The organism is Flavobacterium sp. WC2409, from assembly GCF_041200085.1.
Classification (GTDB): domain Bacteria; phylum Bacteroidota; class Bacteroidia; order Flavobacteriales; family Flavobacteriaceae; genus Flavobacterium.
In genome coordinates this window covers 2482097-2501397 of record NZ_CP165625.1, presented here as the reverse complement: position 1 = coordinate 2501397, position 19301 = coordinate 2482097, and the positions used below count along the sequence as shown (strand labels likewise).

Sequence of the window (19301 nt, the reverse complement as noted above, 5' to 3'; positions counted from 1 at the left end):
TTTTGTTTGTAATCTTATCAGGTTATAAAGTTTTTAAGTGGTAAATTTTTGTAATAGTAAATTCATTTAGATCAATACTGTAAAGATTAGCAGATGGGCTCTTCGAATAATAGTTTTCTATTGAACCCCCAAGTAAATATATAGTATCATTATAGAAATACAATTGAGAAGTCTTCATGGGTAAGTCAATTAAGTATTCCTTTAAAATATTGGAATTGAGGTCCAATGTGATAATTTTCCCGTTTTCAAATATATATATCGTATCATTATTTACTGTCAAAGCAGGTTTTTCCATTGCATATGGTAGATTGCCAATTGTATCCCACTTCCCAGTTAGTAAATCGAGAGTTGTAATTTCTGTTAATGGTGTATTGTCGTAGCCACCAATTAAATAAATTTTGTCTCCTACTAGAACACCGGATGTTTCCTTTGCAGTAGGCATGTCTTCTAGTTTGTACCAATATCCAGATTTAGTAACATAGTTGTGAACTTCTTTGGAATATATTTTCTCCCCTTTTTTATTTGATTTTGTGGATCCTCCCAAGAGGATTATATTATCTTTATAGGTAAATGAAGAAAAATTGGTGGCTTGGTGTGGATTTGTTTTATCAATTTCAATTGTTTTATTTTTCAAATCGTATACTTCAATAGTATTTTCTAAATAATCATAGACACCATTTCTAGATCTTCTTCTGCCACCTATTACGTATATTTTATTGTCATAATAATTAAGATTATGATACGCTCTTTTTCTGAAGTCAGCTGTTGATTTTTCCCAATAATCTTGTTTTATGTTGTAAATATATAAATTGCCTGAAAATGCAGTACCACTGAACTGCGTAGCTAATTCTCTCATATAATCTTCCAAAGTAAAGTCGGGGTTTTCGTATTGCAATTTTTTGAAAGCATCTGATTCAAATGAAGTATCACCACCAATTACGTATATTTTACCATCAATTAATACAGAGCCAAAAGAGTAAATCCCTTTTTTTAAGTTGCTTAACTTGGTGAAGCTAATTTTACTTTTTAAATTTTTGGTACTGTATATAGTCGTTTCTTTTAAATTTTCAATTTCAGTTTCTAGTTGGATAGAAAAATTATTTTTTTTGAATTCTGAAATAAGAATTCCTTTTGTAATATAACCTATATGCGAAAAATAGATGGAATCATTATATTGAATTTCATTTTTCAATTTTAAGTTAAATTTGCCGTCTTCATCCGTTAATGCAGTTGCCGTTGTTTTTTGGGAGGTAATATTGACATCCTCAATACCTAGGTTTGTGTTTTTATCTAGGACAACTCCTTTTATACTTTGTGCGTACGTAAGTAAAGAGGAAAATGTAAAAAGGAATATTAATTTTTTCAAAGCATTAATTTTAATATGAGATTCTAATTTAGAATTAAAAGTAAGGATAATATGACTGTATTTTAAAAAGTTTTTTTAATTTTTGAGGTTTGTTAAATTCTATATAAAGAGTTGTTAAAAAAATACGATATTTGTATTAATTGGTTAAATTCGCTTTTATCAAATGATTTTTTTGATTTTTTATAATTTAAAGTATAAAAAATAATTGATTTTTATTAAAGTTTTTTTATATATTGCTGGTAATTAAGGTGTTGTTTTTTGTATGTAGCGTTTAAATGTATTTTATGAGGTATAGTAATTGGATTTTAGGGATGGTATTTTTAACTGGGCTCAGTTCTTTTTCGCAAGAAAAGTACACAAAACATACCGTTTCTAAAGGAGAGACAATTACTAAAATAGCACAACAATACCATGTCAAGACAAGTGCTATTTATGAACTTAATCCTGATGCCAAAAAAGGGATAAAGTTTCACACCGTTCTATTAATTCCTTCAACTACAGTAAAAGGTAAAATTGCAACTACCGAAATTACTACCAATTTTCCTGAAAAAACACATACAGTTCTTTCCAAAGAAACACTTTACGGTATTGCTAAACAATATGGAGTTACGGTCAATGATCTATACAAAAGCAATCCTGCACTTGAAAAATCAGGATTAAAAAAAGGTCAAAAAATCACTATTCCAGGAAACGAATTAAATACTACAACGCAACAAATAGCTGTACAACAACCAGTAAAAGAAAATCCAAAAACAACAGTTCCCGAAAAAACACCATCAAAAAAAGAAACAGAAACAAATTCAATTGTTGCTGAAACTACTACTGATGGAATTGTTCGTGAAATACAACCTAGTGAAACCAAATATGCTATTGCAAAAGAATATGGGATTACGGTTGCCGATTTAGACAAAGCAAATCCAATATTGGAGACAGAAGCATTAAAAATTGGTCAAAAGATTATTATTCCTGTGAAACCAGAAAATAGTACTAAGCCAATCGCAACTGTTGATAATAATAATAATAATAATAATAAAACAGTAACTGAAAAAGTAATTTTAGACCCTGTTCAGCCAGTTGTATTAGATAATAAAATAGTTGAAACTTCAGTAATAACCCGTGAAGTTTTACCTAAAGAAACTAAATATGGTATAGCAAAAGAGTTTGGTATTTCAGTTAAAGAACTAGAGAGACAAAATCCTAAAATAGTAAAAAGACTACCTGTAGGTTATAAATTGTCAATTCATAGCCTTAAAATTGTTGAACCCGTTATTGTTAAAGAAGTAATTGCAGAAACGTCACAAACCCCAGATTATAATGTTAAAGGTTTTCACGGAACTGATTTTCTAGATCAATTAGTTTCAACCGCTTCTGAAAATATAGGGACTCGCTACCGCACAGGTGGAACTACAAAAGAGGGTTTTGATTGTTCCGGTCTCATGTGTACTACTTTTGGTGCATTTGATATCGATTTGCCTAGAACTTCTATTGAGCAGTCTCGTTATGGTGTTAAAATAAATAATGAAGATGCACAAAAAGGAGATTTAATTTTCTTTAAAACTAATGGAAGAAGACAAATTAATCATGTTGGAATGGTAGTCGAAGTAAATGATGGAGATATTAAATTCATCCACGCTTCTGTAGGCGGCGGAGTTATTATTTCTTCGATAAAAGAAAAGTATTATAGTAAGAAGTTAACTCAAATCAATCGTGTTTTGTAATATAAATCAAATATTAGATATATAAAAAAACTCTCAAGGCTACTTGGGAGTTTTTTTATAGAGCTTTTTCCTGCTGTCGTTACAGCCTTATTTTATTTCTTCCCTTTTTTCTAATGCCCTAAAAGGAGCTTCTTTTAGTCGCTCTTTTAGTTCAAGAAAAAGAGGGGAAGAATTTCATAATGCTTTCACTTGCATCAGGGCTATTGGTGTAGTGCAACGAAAATAGTTTATATTTTTTCAGCACTATTTATTTCAATCCAGTACCCATCAGGATCCTGAATGTAGACTTGTTGAATCCCATCAGCTCTAATGCTAATTTTGTTCAATGAACCTGCCCAATCAGAGTACGTAATTTTCATTTCTTTTAAAACATTCATAAAATGGTCAAATTCCGGAGTTGTAAATGCAATATGCACTGCTTTATTAATAACGACAGGTTCTTTGATAGTAGAAATAAGGTGTAGTTCTTTTCCATCACCTAGTGACATCCAGCGAATTCCTTCTTTTTCGGTGCGATTCGTAATTTCTTGAAGGTGCAATACATTTTTATAAAAATCAACCGAACGGTTTACATCCTTAACCGATATGGCGTCGTGATTTAATGTTAGTGAAAAGAAATTAGATTCCTGTGCCCAAAGCGAACCAGAACCTACAAGTACAAGTAATAATAAACCTAATTTTTTCATGATATTTTTTTTACTAAAGTAATAATTTTTTAAATGAATCGGGATTATTTGCTAGTATACTAGATAGTTAATTTAATGGTATTGCACTTTTATTTATTTGTAGGGCTCTTCATTTCATTTTCTTTTACCCTATAATCAACAATTTTGCGTATTAAATCATAGGGTATTTCTTTGTCAAAAGGAAACTGAATAGATCCCTTTGCACCTTTGTAAATTGAAAGTTCTTGTTTGAAAGCATCTATACCACCTGGTGTAGGATAAAAACCAATATGATTTTTAAAAGCTGCAAAATGTACCAAGTTGCCATGCAGAGTAAAAGTGGGAATACCATATTTAATATTTTCTTTTGCTTTGGGAGCGCTATTTCGAATGGTTTCTCTCATTTTTTCCAAGATAATTTGTATCTCTTTTGGAAAATCTTTGATATAACTATCTATATTTTTTTGCTCGCGTTCCATACTTTCAAATCTAGGTAAACTTCTTTTTAGGTATTACTTTAAAACATGATGCGCCAATACTTTTTGTACTTCATATACATTCACTGATTTATTAAACTGTTTTCTGATGCTAGGCTGCAATTCACTAGAGACCCAAATTTTAAGTTCGGCATCAAGATCAAATGTTCCGGCTGTTTCAACACTAAATCTTGAAATACTTTTATAGGATATTGATTTGTATTCGGTTTTACTTGCGGTTAAACCTTGTTTGTCCACTAGAATTAGTCGTTTGGTGGTAAAAATAAAAGTGTCTCGAATGAGTTTAAAACCCATTTCTATTTCTTCTCCATCAATTAAAAGTTGACCGTATTCTTTCATTAATTGTTCTTGGCTTACAGTTCCTGCATTACCCAAAAGCGCTGAAAATAATCCCATATATTTTTATTGTAAATTATTGTTTATTTTTTAAACTACTTAAAATTGCCATTACATCTTGATCTCCTAATCCTTCTTTTTCTGCTGCAGCATAACTATTAAATAATGGATGTATCAATGGAGAATCTAGTCCCGCTTCTTTGGCTAATCGTAAATCTTTGACTAGATGTTTCAAGGCAAAGGCGGCAGGGTAGAAGTCATTTAAGATAGAAGGTGCTTTTATATTGGTAATTCCGTTGCCACACGCACCAGCATTAATTATGTTTAACATGTCTTCTTTGCTCACTCCATTACTTTCGGCAAACAATACGGTTTCGGCTAATCCTTGTAGGTTGAGTCCTAAAAGGTAATTAATCGCTAGTTTAGCTGAACTTGCTACACCCGCTTCCCCTACGTGTATTGCAGTTTTACCTAAAACGTCAAATATAGGTTTTGCTAATTCGTAATCAGTAGTACTTGAACCTACAAGAATTACTAGTGTTCCATCTTGAGCAGGTTTAACACTTCCTGAAACTGGAGCATCTATAAAATGGACATTATGGGTACTACAACTGCTTGCCAGATAACGAGATGTTTCAGGCGAAACGGTACTCATGTTGATAATAACTTTCGTAGGATACTCTTTGGATAATAAACCCGTTGGGCTTTCAAAAACTTCTTTTACTGCAGCATCATTGGATAACATAGTAATGACAACATCGCATTTTTCCATCAGTTCTTGTGGACTATTTGCTGTTGTAGCACCTGCTTCAATTAGTGGAGCTTCTTTATCTTTAGTTCGGTTGAAAACAGTTACTTCAAAACCTGCTTTTAGCAAGTTCATTACCATTGGATTTCCCATGTTTCCAAGGCCTACCCATCCTAATTTTAATGTATTCATTTTTATAGCGCTAATTTGTTTTTAAAAAAATAATCTGATTTTTATTTGAGCATAGAGCTCTTCTATAAACCTCAGAAAAGAAGCACTAATTTACCGTTTATTTTTCAGTAATAAATTATAATTATTATCGTGTTTTAAAAATTTAATGATTTTGTTATTCGATATAATAGCGAACCATCGGTCTATTCTTAGAAGTTCTATCGACAATCTCAAAACCAGCTCTTTCAAATGATTTATATAACCCAATCCAAGCAAAAGAATCAGGTAGTTTTTCTTGAGTGGGAATAGTAGGATACGCTTCTAAGATTTTTATACCTACTGTTTTGGCATAGTTTGCAATCCCTTTTAATAGCGCGACAGAAACACCATGGCGTCTGAATTTTTTTGCAATAAATGTACAGGGGATAGACCAAACTAATTTGTCATCAATGGGTTTGTGCACTCTGGATCTTGCTAGCTTGGAGAAGTCTTCTCTTGGAGCAAAGGCACACCAAGCAATGGGAATATCTTCATAAAAAGCTAAAATTCCCGTGGGTTGATTGTCCCATACAAGTTCTTTCATCGCTTCTTTATTCCCATCATTGCATTTTCCTTCGTCAAAATCACTTTTTTTAAGGCGATAGTACATGCACCAACAGTTTCCGCAAGCCCCATTGTTACCAAATAATTGTACAAACTGATTCCAATTCTTTTTGGTTAAAGGTTGAAATTGTAAAGAAGCCAAAAAATCAGTATCTAAAGGTTCGTTTTTCATGTCTTAAATGGGATTTACAGTACACTTTATATAAAATAGAATTGATGTAAATTAGGAATTTAAATTATAAAAAATACCCACGAATACAAAATTGTATATTTTATTTTGCAATCTTTGAACCAAAAAGAAATAAATAGCATTATGAGCAAGACAAAATTAATAATCAACAAGAACGGTTCTATTAAAATAGAAGGCGATTTTGAAATAATGGATAGTGAAGGAAAAGTATACGGATTAGAAGGAAGAACAGCATTAGGGCTTTGTCGTTGCGGATTGTCATCTAACAAACCTTTTTGCGATGGTTCACACCGCAACGGTTTTGACCATGAATCAGCTGCGTTTGATTTGCCACCAATGAAAACAAAATAAATAAGTTTTGTTTTCTAATTGAATTATAAAAAAGCTGCATTTTGAGTAAATGCAGCTTTTTTATTGTGGTAGAATTATTATGTTTACGAGGGTTTAAAAAACTTGTTGTTACCTTGTTGCACGATCCAATTTAATATTAGTTATAGGCTGATAAACTAAAGGAATTTGTTCTATCTCAACATCTGATTTTTCTAATCCAAATGCTTTTTCATCACTTACTCCTAAACGTTTCAAAAAGAAATAACCATTTAGTAATAGCCCTTCACGTAATGTAAATTCGTTTTCGATAGATAAAAATTTCTCAATTACAATAAACTTAAAATCAGGCTCGTTATTGTATTTGCTGGATCCGTCAGGACGAATATGTAAATTAAGTTCTTTATTGTTTACTAATTCTTTTACTATATTTTTGAAATAAAGTTCCGTTTTAGGTTGTATTCGAAACCCTACATTGATGTTTACTTTTATAACTTTATCATCAACTAATTCCGAAACATCATACGATAATGTAAAGGGGTCTTCGGTACGATTGATGTGTAAAAACCAATATACATCGGCACGTTTTGGTTTTTTAGCAAAAATAGATTTGATTATTTTATCTTCTATTTCATGTCTTCTGTCAGCTTTAGTTAAATATATTAAATGCGTTGCAAATTTTGGAATGGCATCGTCTTGACTTAATTCTGTAAGTTGGGAACTGTATTTTCCTATTTCTTCAAATTTTGTAAAACGATTGTGGATTTTTCGAGCATAATACCAAATGTACATTACCATAAAAATGAACAATTCGAAGAATAAAAACATCCAACGTTCTTTAATTTTTGCCACATTTGCTATGAAAAAAGATATTTCAATAGTTCCAAAAATGGTTAGAAATAAGATGACGTATATTTTTTTCCATTTTAATCTATAATAAATAAAATAGCTTAATAATAAGGAGGTCATCATCATAGTAATGGTAATAGAGAAACCATATGCAGCTTCCATGTGTGCACTTTCCTTGAAGTAAACCATCATTAAAACACATCCAAACCAAAGTATGGTATTGATACTTGGGATGTATATTTGACCTTTGCTGTCACTGGGTTGTCTTACCGTAATTCGAGGCCAAAAATTCAGGTTCATAGCTTCACTAATTAGGGTGAAACTTCCGCTTATTAAGGCTTGAGAGGCAATAATTGTAGCAAAAGTAGAAATTATGACACTAGGTAATAAAAACCAGGTGGGGATAATTTCAAAAAAAGGATTTCTACCATTTAATAAAGTTTCGCCTTGATGCATAAGCCAAGCTGCTTGTCCTAAGTATGCAACAACTAAACTTATTTTTACATAAACCCAAGTGATGCGAATGTTTTTTATACCGCAATGTCCTAAGTCCGAATATAGAGCTTCGGCTCCTGTTGTACAGAGGAAAACAGCACCCAATAACCAAAATCCCTTAGGGTAATTTACTAATAAATCATAAGCATAATACGGATTTAATGCGTGTAATATGTCTGTGTGTTGCGCAATTTCTTTAATTCCAAACACTAACAACATTGTAAACCAAATTGTCATTATAGGACCAAATGCTTTACCTATGACTTGAGTTCCAAAACGCTGAAAGAAAAATAATAATGATAAAATAGCTACTACAATTCCAATAGTTAAAAAATTACCAGGAATAATTATATTTTCTAAACCGTGTACCATATTTAAACCCTCAATTGCAGAGGAAACAGAGATAGGTGGTGTTATAATTCCATCGGCCAATAGGGTTGTAGCTCCAAGTATTGTTGGAATAACTAATTTTTTGCCGTAACGTCTAACTAAGGCGTAAAGAGAGAAAATCCCACCTTCACCGTGGTTGTCTGCTCGAAGTGTAAGCCAAATATATTTGATTGTTGTTTGAAAAACCAAAGTCCAAAAAACGCAGGAAACACCACCATATACTAACATTAGGTTAATATCTCTAGATCCAATAATTGCTTTGAAAACATAGAGAGGACTTGTTCCTATATCTCCATAAATAATACCAAGTGCGACTAAAAGTGATGCAATAGTTACTTTATTAGCGACACCATTTTTTGTTGTATTCATTGTGTAATTTTTTTAAAATTCTAATGATACAAAGGTCTTTAAAATGGTATTTGCAGAATATAAAGATATACGGGCTAGATATAAAGATTTTATAAAGATTAGATAAAACGATATCCAACACCACTTTCAGTAATGATGTGTTTTGGGTGGTTTGGGTTTTCTTCTATTTTTTTGCGCAATGTTGCTACAAAAACTCTTAAGTATTGTGTTTCTGTTTGGTAGGCCACTCCCCAAATTTCTTTTAAGACAAATTGATGTGTTAATACTCGACCTTCATTTTTCATAAAAAGGGATAATAAATTGAATTCGGTTGTAGTTAATTTTAATACTTCGTCATTTTGTTTTATGATTCGAGCTCCAAAATCAATTTGTAAATCTCCACAAGTAAGAATACTACAATCATTTTGTAATTGATTTCGTCGAATTACTGAACGAATTCGTGCCAAAAGTTCGGCGTTTCTAAACGGTTTTGTTAGGTAATCAGTGGCTCCATTATCTAGTGCTTTTACAATATCATCTTCGCTGTCTTGTACAGATAGGATAATAATTGCCTTATTGTACCAAGTGCGTAATTCTTTAAGAATCTCGTGTCCGCTTTTATCAGGTAAACCAATATCTAATAAAATTAATTCTGGAGGATGATTTACAGCCATAAGAATTCCTTCTTTTCCTGTTTCGGCAAGCCACACTTTGTAGTCGTTACTTTCTAATGTAATTTCTAATAGTTTTCTAATTGGCGCTTCATCATCAATCACTAATATTTCGGCTTTATTCATTTTTGAGATTGTTTAAATAAGAGGTTTCCGTAGGAATTGTTACGGTGAAATTGGCACCAGAATTCAGATTATTTTTTAATTTTATAGTCCCATTATGGGCTTCAACAAAACCTTTTACAATAGATAGTCCAAGGCCGCTTCCTCCCGTTTTTGTGCTTGGTAATCGGTAGAATTTATCAAAAGCAAATTGAATTTGACTTTCAGGGAAGCCATTTCCGTTGTCAGAAACTGAAAAAACGCAACTGTCATTTTGATGTGAAGCTTCAATTTTTATGATTGAGTTTTTGGGAGTATATTGTAGTGCATTAGTTATTAAATTTTGAATAATTTCTTCCATTAATCCTGCATCTAGCTTGAATAATGGTAATTTTTCATTTGAAATAAAATGAATGGTATGATTGTTTTTTATGGTTGCTATTTTTTGAATTACTCCATAAATAAGTTCATTACTATCACACCAGTCTAGTTTTAGTTTTAGCATTCCAGTTTCTAATCGGCTCATGTTTAATAAGTTTTCTACTTGTCTATTGAGTCGAATAGTAGCTGAGTCAATTTCATCTAATAGTGCGTTCTGATTTATTTCTGAAAGTTTGTTTTTATTTTCTTTGAGTATGTCAATTGCTCCAATAATTGTAGCTATTGGGGTTCGCAACTCATGAGATAGGGAATTGAGTAAGGTATTGTATAGCTTTATTGTTTTTTCTTTCTCTTCTTTATCTCTTGCTTTTTTTTCGGCTTCTCGAATTTTTAAGGTTAAAACGGCATTTACTAACGCTATAATAAAATACATTAAAAACAGTAATATGTCTTCGGTATTTGTAATATGAAAAGTATAAAGAGGAAGTATAAAGAAGAAATTTAAAATCAAACCACTTAAAATAGCTGTTACTACAACTGGTATAATTTCAAAAAGCATTGCAACAATAGAAACCGTCATCAGTAGAATTAATGCAGTTATCCTGTAATCGATATATTTTAAGGAAAAAAAACAGATTATTGAAACAGTAAATACCAATGCGATGCTAATGGAAGACTGCATTAGTATTGAATGTTTTTTTGCTTTAAATTTTCTCAAGATAAAGTTGTTTTATGTTTCAACAAAAGTAATTCAATTCGTTAAATAAATAAGAGTTGTTTTTTGAGTTGCGTAGATGAAGTTATTATGATACGAAATAAAAATCAGTCTAATGATGCATTCATTAGTTTTGATTAATATGATTGGCCTTTAAAATAGTGTTAAATTGCTCTTCTTTTCCTTGTTTTTTCATTTCAGAATAAATGATATTAATAATTTTTTCGGCGTCAGTTCTATAAGGTGATTTTTGATCGATGTATAGATTGTAGGCTTTGCACATATTATCTAATCCTTTTTCGTAATCCTTTAGGTTTGTTGTGTAAACATTTCCTATGCCATAAAAAACTTCAGGATTGTTGTTGTCTACTTTAGCTAATTTCTCATAGGCTTCTATGGCTTTAGAATATTCTTTTTTATATTGATATACAATTGCGATATTTTGCAAAGGCATTAATCCATTTGGGTCTAATTCTAAAGATTTTTTATACGATTCAATGGCTTTGTCAAAATTATTTAATTGTCTGTAACTAATGCCTAAATTATCCCAAGCAAAGGCAAATTCAGGATCTTCTTTCACTGCTTTTTCAAAATATTGTGCTGCTTTTTCATAATTTTCATTTTTAGATTCTTTTTGACCTTTGGAATAAAATTCTAAAGCTTTTTTATTCTCTGATACTGATTTTGTACTTTGTTTTTCAGTTGACGCCACTTTGTCTTTTATAGAGCTACAATTACTCATCATATACCGTTCTAATTCGTAATAAGATTTTTTATACTCTTCTGAATTTTTGTTAAAATCAATTGAAATATCCACTTGTTTTTTGCCTTCTTTCTCTTTGGCATTTTTTTTCAAGTCTTTGATATTCATTAGTTTTTTACCTAGTTGAAGTGCTCCAGTTTGTTCATCAATACATTTACTAATTTCTTTTGCTACTATATCAGTAGCTTTATCGTAAACATTAATTGAATCTATGCATTTGCAGCTGTTTTCAGCCAACTCTTTCAAAAGGGTGTCAGTATTTGATTTTTTAGTTTCTTGAGCAAGACCTTTTGAATAAAAAGAAAGTATAAGGAGTAGTAATGTTAATTTTTTCATAGATTTGATTAATATTAATTTAAATATTGAGCTAATTTTATTTGAAGGCTAATTTGTTTTTTGCAGGAATAATTATATTATTTGCTTTTTGAAAATATTTCAATCACGCCATTTTTTCCTTTTTCTCCATATTTGTCAACTGCACTTTTATCTTTTAAAACATTAATAGACTCAACATCTTCGGGTTTAATTGCTCTCAAAATATCTTCATTCACTTCTTTTCCATCAAGAATGTAAAGTGGTTGAATTGTTGGATTGTCTTTTTTGTTAAATGAGTAACAATCTGAAACAATATCAATTCCTTCAATTTGCTGTTCTGAGTAGTATTTTGAGTCTATTGGATAACGAGGTTCTTTTTTCTTATTTAGTTTTACATAAAAGTAAAGCGCTTTGCTTTTATTTATTCCTAAATAATCAGAACAACCTCTAGAAGTCCAAACATTCAAACTATCATATTTTATAAGAACATCTTTTGCTTTTAAATACTTTAAGTCAACATAATTTCCATCAGGTAAATATCCTTTAAAATCTTTGGTTAAGTGAATTTTTGCAATTGTATTTAAATCTGATTTGTATTTTTGAAAAATTACACCAGGATATAGTATAGAGGCGTAGCCAATTAGATTCTCAAATCTTTCATCTTGTACAAAGCCATCTGTACATAAGTCCATTTCATCTAACTTGACTTGAATTATTGTAGCGTCTTTTTGTTTTAGATTGTCTAAGGTTAATTCGCATAATTTTATTTCAGAAAGCTTAATTGTGTCTATTTGTTGTGATAAAGATTTTAGGCTAAATAGTAATATTGGAATTGCAATTATTTTTTTCATAGGTTAGATGGAGGTTAGTCTTTTGTTATAAGATTATTATTCAATGTAATACCAAGGTATATTTAAGAGACCTTCTTTGAAATCAATTGAAACTGTTTGTCCAATTTCTGTTTCATTATATTGAGTTTTTGTTATTGATATATTTTCGGCATCACGATGGTGCCCCCAAGGTTCAACTCTAAAATAATATGTTGTACTTCGTCTTCCACTGCTTATTGATTTGTTGATTACTTTAGCCTGATAAATTTTCGGGATAGAATTGTCGAAAACACAATTAATTCCGTACGTTGCTGCATAACTATATATAGCAATATTACCTACAACTGTAAGATAAATTAGTACTATATTAGGATTCGTTTTATGGACAAGTTTATGTGTTGTTCCAAGTATAACAAGCAATAAAAGAAAACTAATAGTACCTACTTTTAATATGCTAAAAAAACTTTCAAATTCGTAATCAATTAAAACCCTAATAAAAATAATAAGCCCAGGAAATTCTATAAAGTCAGCAAGATCGTATTTCTCTTCGCCTTTCTGATTTGTAATTGAAACTAATGAAGCTAGGTTTGGTTTTGAGAGTCCGTTTATAATGAGTCCAATTATAGGTAACGAAAGAACTAAACCAAAAACTAATTTATATGGATGAGGATAAAACCAAAACCAAATACAAAGCCCAATTGAAATCCACTCCAACCAGTCAAGTTGATGAAGTGTCACTTTTGGAAAAGTTGGTTTACTATGTTGTCTTTTTTTTCTGTACACTTTCATCATCTAAAGTTGTAATTACCTTAAAGCTTTAATCAAATATATATAAATTTCATCTTCAAATCGATGTCTTGAGTGCGTTTTTTCTTGTTATTTTATCAAATCATTTTTTGGAATTCAATTTTTACTAAATTGTAAATTAAGTAATTATATGTTTGTGTTGCGTGAAGGATACCAGTGGAAATCCTCCCGTTTTTCAGGGAGATTACTTCATCTGATATTATTTTATTTGGTATTCAGTAAATTTTATTTGAAACGGATAGCCTGACCTTGTTGCCGCACTTAAGCAGTTATTTTGCTGAAATTTTCTATAACAAGGACACGCCAAAAAGAATAAGCGTAAGTTTTAAGGATACCTTAAAGTTTTTAGAAAAAAAGTATATCTTTAGCCAACCATTAAAACCAAAAACAAATATGCAAGACAATAACCAAGACGATTTTAAGAGAGAACTCGGCCTGCTGGACGGAACCATGCTGGTGGTGGGATCGATGATAGGTTCGGGAATATTTATAGTGAGTTCTGATATGGTTCGTCAATTGGGTTCGGCTGGATGGTTGATTGCCATGTGGGTGCTTACGGGTGTTATTACGGTGATTGCTGCGGTGAGTTACGGCGAGTTGAGTGCCTTGTTTCCTAAAGCGGGCGGACAATACGTATACATTAAGGAAGCATACGGTAAATTAATTGGGTTTTTATATGGCTGGAGCTTTTTTGCGGTGATTCAAACCGGAACGATTGCTGCCGTGGGTGTAGCTTTCTCCAAGTTTGCTGCCTATTTATTTCCGTCGTTTAGTGATAAAAACATCCTATATGAAATAGGAGATTTTAAACTGAATGCAGCGCAACTGGTTTCTATTTTTACAATTATTTTATTGAGTTATATCAACAGTCGTGGGGTAAAAAACTCTAAGATTTTACAAACCGTGTTAACGGTAATCAAGATTTTATCGTTGGCGGGATTAATTCTTTTTGGTTTTTTTGCCGCTAAAGCTGAGGTTTGGGATGCGAACTGGGCTAATGCCTGGACATCGCAATCACTAGATGTGGCGAGTGGTTCTTGGATGCCTATTAGCGGAACGGCTTTGATATCGGGAATATCGGCTGCTTTGGTAGGATCGATGTTTTCGAGTGTGGCTTGGGAAGGAGTAACTTTTATTGCTGCCGAAATTAAGAACCCAAAACGCAATGTAGGATTGAGTTTGTTTTTGGGGACTTTGATTGTAAGTGTAATTTATATTTTGGCTAACTTAATGTATTTGGCGGTTGTGCCTTTGCAAGAAATAGCAACAGCCGAGTCAGATAGAGTAGCGGTAGTGGCTTCACAATATATTTTTGGCTCTATAGGGACCTTGATTATTGCGGTAATGATTATGATTTCGACTTTTGCTTGTAATAACGGTTTAATTATGGCTGGTGCAAGAGTGTATTATACGATGGCACAAGATGGTGTTTTCTTCAAAAAAGCAGCTGAACTGAATAAAGCAAGCGTTCCTGCTTGGTCTATTTGGGCACAATGTGTTTGGGCTTCGGCTTTGTGTTTAACAGGGAAATATGGTGACTTATTGGACTTTGTAGTCATCATCGTTTTGATCTTTTACATCTTGACTATTTTAGGAATCTTCATTTTGCGTAGAAAATTACCTGATGCTGAACGTACTTATAAAGCTTTTGGATATCCAGTAATTCCTGCTATTTATATCATTATTGCAAGTGCAATTTGTATTGCTTTGCTTTATACTAAAACGAGTACAAGTGGCTGGGGTGTATTGATTATGTTAATAGGTATTCCAGTTTATTATTTGACAAAAGCGAAAGAGTAGGTTACTATAGAGAGAAGAAGCTAGAATCAAGGGGTAAGAATCAAAAGATTAGAATCTGTTATGCTTTATAATTTGTTTTTTTGATTCTATCTTCTATTTTCTTTTTAATAAGAATAAAAAAATCCGTTTCGAAATTAATCGAAACGGATTTTTTATTAGATACAGGTTGGATCGCAATACTCTTTAAATCTAAAACTTGAACTAAAAACTAAAAACTAAAAATCTGCAATTACAAATTCCAACCTGTAAGCGATTTGCTAGTAGTACGTGAAACGTCTTACTTTTGCAATATATTTTGCCAAGCGAATTACTTGGTGGCTGTAACCGTATTCATTATCATACCAGATGTATAATACAATGTTTTTTCCATCGTTAGAAACGATAGTTGCATTACTGTCATAGATCGATGGTGCCGATGTACCCACGATATCCGAAGAAACTAATTCGTTATTCATAGAGTATTTGATTTGCTCTACTAACTCTCCTTCAAGAGCGTATTTCTTCATTATCGAATTTATTTCTTTTATTGATGTTTTCTTAGAAACTTCTAAATTCAATACAACCAAAGATCCATTAGGAACAGGAACACGAATGGCATTTGAAGTTAATTTTCCTTCTAAAGATGGTAGTGCTTTTGCAACAGCAGTTCCAGCACCCGTTTCAGTAATAACCATATTCAAAGCAGCAGCTCTACCACGACGGTATTTTTTGTGCATGTTGTCTACTAAATTCTGGTCGTTTGTGTACGAATGAATTGTTTCTAAATGTCCTTTTACAACGCCTAAAGTATCTTCGACTGCTTTTAGGATTGGCGTAATGGCATTAGTAGTACAAGAAGCTGCAGAGAAAATATTAATTTCGTCTGGGTTGTATTCGTTTTGGTTTACCCCGTGAACAATATTAGGAACTCCTTTTCCTGGTGCAGTCAGCAATACTTTGTGTGCTCCTTTTGAAACTAAATGTCTGCTTAAAGCTTCCTCAGTTGTAAAAGCACCAGTATTGTCTATAATTAAAGCATTGTCAATATCATAGACTGTATAATCAATTTCTTCAGGCGCATTAGCAGTAATAATATGTACTGTTGTTCCGTTGATAATTAAGGCATTATTGGCAACATCGGCAGAAACTGATCCTTGAAAATCACCATGAATGGAATCATAACGCAATAAAGAAGCTCTTTTTTCAAGACTGGAAGCATCGTTTTTATCTCTAGTTACAATCGCTCTCAATCGCAATTGATTTCCTTTTCCTGTTTTAGACATTAACTCTCTAGCTAATAAACGACCAATTCTTCCAAAACCATAAAGAACTACATCTTTGGGTTGGATTTCTTCAGAAGTTTTAGCTTCTTTCAGTTTATCCAATACAAAATGTCTCGCATCTTCAAATTTGTCTTCTTCTAAAAGGTATTCGTAAGTTAGTTTACCAATGTCCAACTTGGAAGGAGGTAAGTCTAATTCTCGAACTACTTTGGCAATTTCAACGGTATCAAAAATACTAATAGGTTTGCCTACAAAATCGGCTGCATATTGATGCAAGTTGATAATGTCACTTACATTTTTGTCTAATAATTGATTTTTAAATAAAACCATTTCTATGGATTTGTCATACCATAAATCACTAACGATTTTAATTAATTTGACTCCCGCCCGTCGTCTATCTACCTGAGATGAGACTTCTTTTTGGTACAAAGCTGTGTTTTTCATACTTGAAAATTTGAAAAATTGAGTAGTTATTTTTTTAAATTTGGTGCAAAAATACCCATTTCAATCGATTTCGTAGACTATTTTTCATTTTTTTTCAAATAAAAAAAGCCAACTCAATGAATGAGCTGGCTTTCCTTGATTTTTAAGAATCGAATTAAATGATTATTCGAAATACTTCTCCATTTTTGTTGACCATTTCTAGTCTTACACTTTGACTTTCGTCTTTGCTATTTAAAAGTTTGGAAACTGATTCGATGTCTTTGGCTTTTACGTTGTCAATACTCAAAATAATATTTCCTTTTAATTCATCTGTGTATTGGACCAAATTTTCGTTATTGATAGATTTAATTTTTACTCCGTAATCCAAGTGAAATTTCTTTTTATCAGTGGCGTCAATATTTTCTAATTCAATTCCTTTGAACTCCGTACTAAAAAATTCGTTTTTACTCAAAATTACAGGAACTGTTTTTTGATTTCCATTTCTAATAATGGTTACATCCACCTTATCATTAGGTCTTTTAGTGTTAATATATCCAGATAAGTCAGCATAAGTAGCAATGTTTTGACTGTCTAATTTTACAATGATATCTCCCTTTGTAAGTCCAGCTTTCTCAGCTCCTGATTTTTTGGTTACGTTTTTTATGTAAAACCCTTCTGTTTGGTTGATTCCTAATTCTTTAGAAACGGGACCGTTTAATTCACCGCCTTCAACACCTAGAATTCCTCTTTGTACATTACCATATTCCATAATGTCTTCGATAATTTTTCGAGCAATATTAGAAGGAACTGCAAATGAATATCCTACATACGAACCTGTCATAGAAGAGATCATGGTATTGATTCCTATTAAATCTCCTCGGGTGTTTACCAAAGCACCGCCACTGTTTCCAGGGTTAACGGCAGCATCAGTTTGAATGAAGGACTGGATTCCACTTGTTCCAATATCTCTCGCTTTTGCCGAAACAATTCCAGCCGTTACTGTAGACGTTAAGTTGTATGGATTTCCTACGGCAAGAACCCATTCACCTACTTTTACAGAATCAGAATTTCCAAAAGCAGTATAAGGAAGCTTTTCGTCGGCATCAATTTTTAACAAAGCAATATCCATTTTAGAATCGGTTCCTATGAGTTTCGCTTTGTATGTTTTTTTATTATTTAAGGTAATTTCAATTTCTGAGGCATCTTTAATTACGTGATTGTTGGTCACAATATAACCATCTTCTGAAATTATTACTCCAGATCCTGTTCCTACTTGCTCCTGGGTTTGCCCTCCTTTGTACCCGTAATAATATTCCAGCATAGGATTAGTAACGGTTTTGTATGAAACATTTTTTACATGGACTACAGAGTGAATTGTTTTCTCTGCCGCATCGGTAAAATCAAGTACATCTGGGGATAGGCCTACATTTTTGGTAAATGAGTTGTTTGCAAGGGTAGTTATGGAATGATTTGAGTTGGAAAAATAACCATTAGTGTCAAATAATAATTTGTAAGCCCCTAATGTTATGGCTCCGCTAAGCAGAGACACCAGTAATAGGTGTGAATATTTTTTCATAATAGAGTGTGTTTTACGTTATTTGTCTAGTAAAAATAAAGCTATTTTAGATTGTTAAAAAACAGTTTAACGCTCTTTAACAATGATTAACATTTCATTAATAGTTCGTACTTTTGTGAAACACAATTAAAAAAATAATGCAAATAGAATTTTATAAATACCAAGGAACCGGAAATGATTTTGTAATGATTGATAATCGTTCGAATACTTTTCCAAAAGAAAATATACAGTTGATTGCTCATTTATGTGACAGGCGTTTTGGAATTGGCGGAGATGGACTTATTTTATTAGAAAATGATCCTGAAGCCGATTTTAAAATGGTGTATTACAACTCAGATGGGAATCAAAGTACTATGTGTGGTAATGGAGGAAGATGTTTAGTGGCTTTCGCCCAACAGCTAAAGGTCATTAAAAACGATGCTACTTTTAACGCTATAGATGGTTTACATCATGCAAGTGTAGCAGAAGACGGAATTGTATCATTACAAATGATTGATGTTTTAGAGATCAAAGAAACTCCTGATTATTCTTTCCTGAATACAGGATCTCCACATCATGTTCAGTTAGTAGAGGACTTAGAACATTATAATGTAAAAGAAAATGGTGCTGCAATTCGATACGGTGATTTATATGGAAAAGCGGGTAGTAATATCAATTTTGTAAATAAAATTGATGATACTACTTTTTCGGTCCGTACTTATGAACGAGGAGTTGAAGATGAAACATTAGCTTGTGGAACTGGTGTGACTGCGGTTGCAATTGCGATGAATGCCAAAGGAGTTACTGATGCTACAACTATCGATTTGAATGTGGAAGGTGGAAAACTAGCCGTTTCTTTTGATAAAAAGAACAATGTATATACTAATGTTTTTCTAATAGGACCAGCCAAATTTGTTTTTAAAGGTGTTATTGAAATTTAATAAAAGCCTAAAACTTCAACTCACAAAATTTGT

At 32.0% G+C, this 19301-nt stretch carries 18 protein-coding genes; 4 read left to right on the top strand and 14 right to left on the bottom strand.

The window, feature by feature from the left end:
* Positions 1 to 22: 22 nt before the first annotated feature.
* The gene (locus AB3G34_RS10765) at positions 23 to 1366 is read right to left on the bottom strand and encodes a kelch repeat-containing protein (protein ID WP_369752454.1); all 1344 of its coding nucleotides are present in this window, start codon (positions 1364 to 1366) and stop codon (positions 23 to 25) included.
* Positions 1367 to 1650: 284 nt separating this feature from the next.
* Here AB3G34_RS10765 and AB3G34_RS10760 point away from each other — a divergent pair, with 284 nt between their 5' ends.
* Positions 1651 to 3084: a LysM peptidoglycan-binding domain-containing protein gene (locus tag AB3G34_RS10760; RefSeq protein ID WP_367771731.1), complete on the top strand. Its 1434-nt coding sequence runs from the start codon at positions 1651 to 1653 to the stop codon at positions 3082 to 3084.
* A gap of 227 nt (positions 3085 to 3311) precedes the next feature.
* On the opposite strand, the gene AB3G34_RS10755 is transcribed toward AB3G34_RS10760, so the two are convergent.
* The 5 genes from AB3G34_RS10755 to AB3G34_RS10735 form a co-directional block, all read right to left on the bottom strand.
* Entirely contained in the window at positions 3312 to 3770 is a 459-nt protein-coding gene (locus tag AB3G34_RS10755; protein ID WP_367754833.1) for a VOC family protein, read from the bottom strand.
* 89 nt (positions 3771 to 3859) lie between these two features.
* Positions 3860 to 4228 (bottom strand): iron chaperone, encoded by a 369-nt coding sequence (locus AB3G34_RS10750; RefSeq protein ID WP_369752452.1) that lies wholly within the window; start codon positions 4226 to 4228, stop codon positions 3860 to 3862.
* Positions 4229 to 4261: 33 nt separating this feature from the next.
* Positions 4262 to 4642, bottom strand: coding sequence for a PH domain-containing protein (locus AB3G34_RS10745; protein ID WP_367754829.1), 381 nt, complete (start codon positions 4640 to 4642; stop codon positions 4262 to 4264).
* A gap of 16 nt (positions 4643 to 4658) precedes the next feature.
* Complete coding sequence (locus tag AB3G34_RS10740) at positions 4659 to 5522, bottom strand: NAD(P)-dependent oxidoreductase (RefSeq protein ID WP_369752450.1); 864 nt, start codon at positions 5520 to 5522, stop codon at positions 4659 to 4661.
* A gap of 154 nt (positions 5523 to 5676) precedes the next feature.
* On the bottom strand, positions 5677 to 6276 hold the full coding sequence (locus AB3G34_RS10735) for a GNAT family N-acetyltransferase (protein WP_367771723.1): 600 nt from the start codon (positions 6274 to 6276) through the stop codon (positions 5677 to 5679).
* Positions 6277 to 6417: 141 nt separating this feature from the next.
* Here AB3G34_RS10735 and AB3G34_RS10730 point away from each other — a divergent pair, with 141 nt between their 5' ends.
* The gene (locus tag AB3G34_RS10730) at positions 6418 to 6645 is read left to right on the top strand and encodes a CDGSH iron-sulfur domain-containing protein (RefSeq protein WP_367771720.1); all 228 of its coding nucleotides are present in this window, start codon (positions 6418 to 6420) and stop codon (positions 6643 to 6645) included.
* 108 nt (positions 6646 to 6753) lie between these two features.
* Here the strand turns inward: AB3G34_RS10730 and AB3G34_RS10725 are convergent, their stop codons facing one another.
* From AB3G34_RS10725 to AB3G34_RS10700, 6 genes are all read right to left on the bottom strand, one after another.
* A complete protein-coding gene (locus AB3G34_RS10725) occupies positions 6754 to 8724 on the bottom strand; it encodes a KUP/HAK/KT family potassium transporter (RefSeq protein WP_369752448.1) in 1971 nt (656 codons plus the stop codon).
* A gap of 98 nt (positions 8725 to 8822) precedes the next feature.
* A complete protein-coding gene (locus AB3G34_RS10720) occupies positions 8823 to 9500 on the bottom strand; it encodes a response regulator (protein WP_367771715.1) in 678 nt (225 codons plus the stop codon).
* Positions 9493 to 10575 (bottom strand): ATP-binding protein, encoded by a 1083-nt coding sequence (locus tag AB3G34_RS10715; RefSeq protein WP_367771712.1) that lies wholly within the window; start codon positions 10573 to 10575, stop codon positions 9493 to 9495. The genes AB3G34_RS10720 and AB3G34_RS10715 overlap by 8 nt, the downstream gene beginning before the upstream one ends.
* Positions 10576 to 10699: 124 nt before the next feature.
* The gene (locus AB3G34_RS10710) at positions 10700 to 11671 is read right to left on the bottom strand and encodes a tetratricopeptide repeat protein (protein WP_369752446.1); all 972 of its coding nucleotides are present in this window, start codon (positions 11669 to 11671) and stop codon (positions 10700 to 10702) included.
* 77 nt (positions 11672 to 11748) lie between these two features.
* Positions 11749 to 12501, bottom strand: a complete 753-nt coding sequence (locus tag AB3G34_RS10705) for a hypothetical protein (protein WP_369752444.1) — start codon at positions 12499 to 12501, stop codon at positions 11749 to 11751.
* A 36-nt stretch (positions 12502 to 12537) separates the two neighbouring features.
* Positions 12538 to 13272, bottom strand: a complete 735-nt coding sequence (locus AB3G34_RS10700; protein ID WP_369752442.1) for a hypothetical protein — start codon at positions 13270 to 13272, stop codon at positions 12538 to 12540.
* A 408-nt stretch (positions 13273 to 13680) separates the two neighbouring features.
* On the opposite strand from AB3G34_RS10700, the gene AB3G34_RS10695 reads away from it, so the two are divergent.
* The gene (locus AB3G34_RS10695) at positions 13681 to 15087 is read left to right on the top strand and encodes an APC family permease (protein ID WP_367774170.1); all 1407 of its coding nucleotides are present in this window, start codon (positions 13681 to 13683) and stop codon (positions 15085 to 15087) included.
* A gap of 257 nt (positions 15088 to 15344) precedes the next feature.
* On the opposite strand, the gene AB3G34_RS10690 is transcribed toward AB3G34_RS10695, so the two are convergent.
* Complete coding sequence (locus AB3G34_RS10690; protein WP_369752441.1) at positions 15345 to 16793, bottom strand: glyceraldehyde-3-phosphate dehydrogenase; 1449 nt, start codon at positions 16791 to 16793, stop codon at positions 15345 to 15347.
* A gap of 154 nt (positions 16794 to 16947) precedes the next feature.
* Positions 16948 to 18348: a trypsin-like peptidase domain-containing protein gene (locus AB3G34_RS10685; RefSeq protein ID WP_369752440.1), complete on the bottom strand. Its 1401-nt coding sequence runs from the start codon at positions 18346 to 18348 to the stop codon at positions 16948 to 16950.
* 137 nt (positions 18349 to 18485) lie between these two features.
* On the opposite strand from AB3G34_RS10685, the gene dapF reads away from it, so the two are divergent.
* A complete protein-coding gene (gene dapF, locus AB3G34_RS10680; RefSeq protein ID WP_369752438.1) occupies positions 18486 to 19268 on the top strand; it encodes a diaminopimelate epimerase in 783 nt (260 codons plus the stop codon).
* Positions 19269 to 19301: the final 33 nt, after the last annotated feature.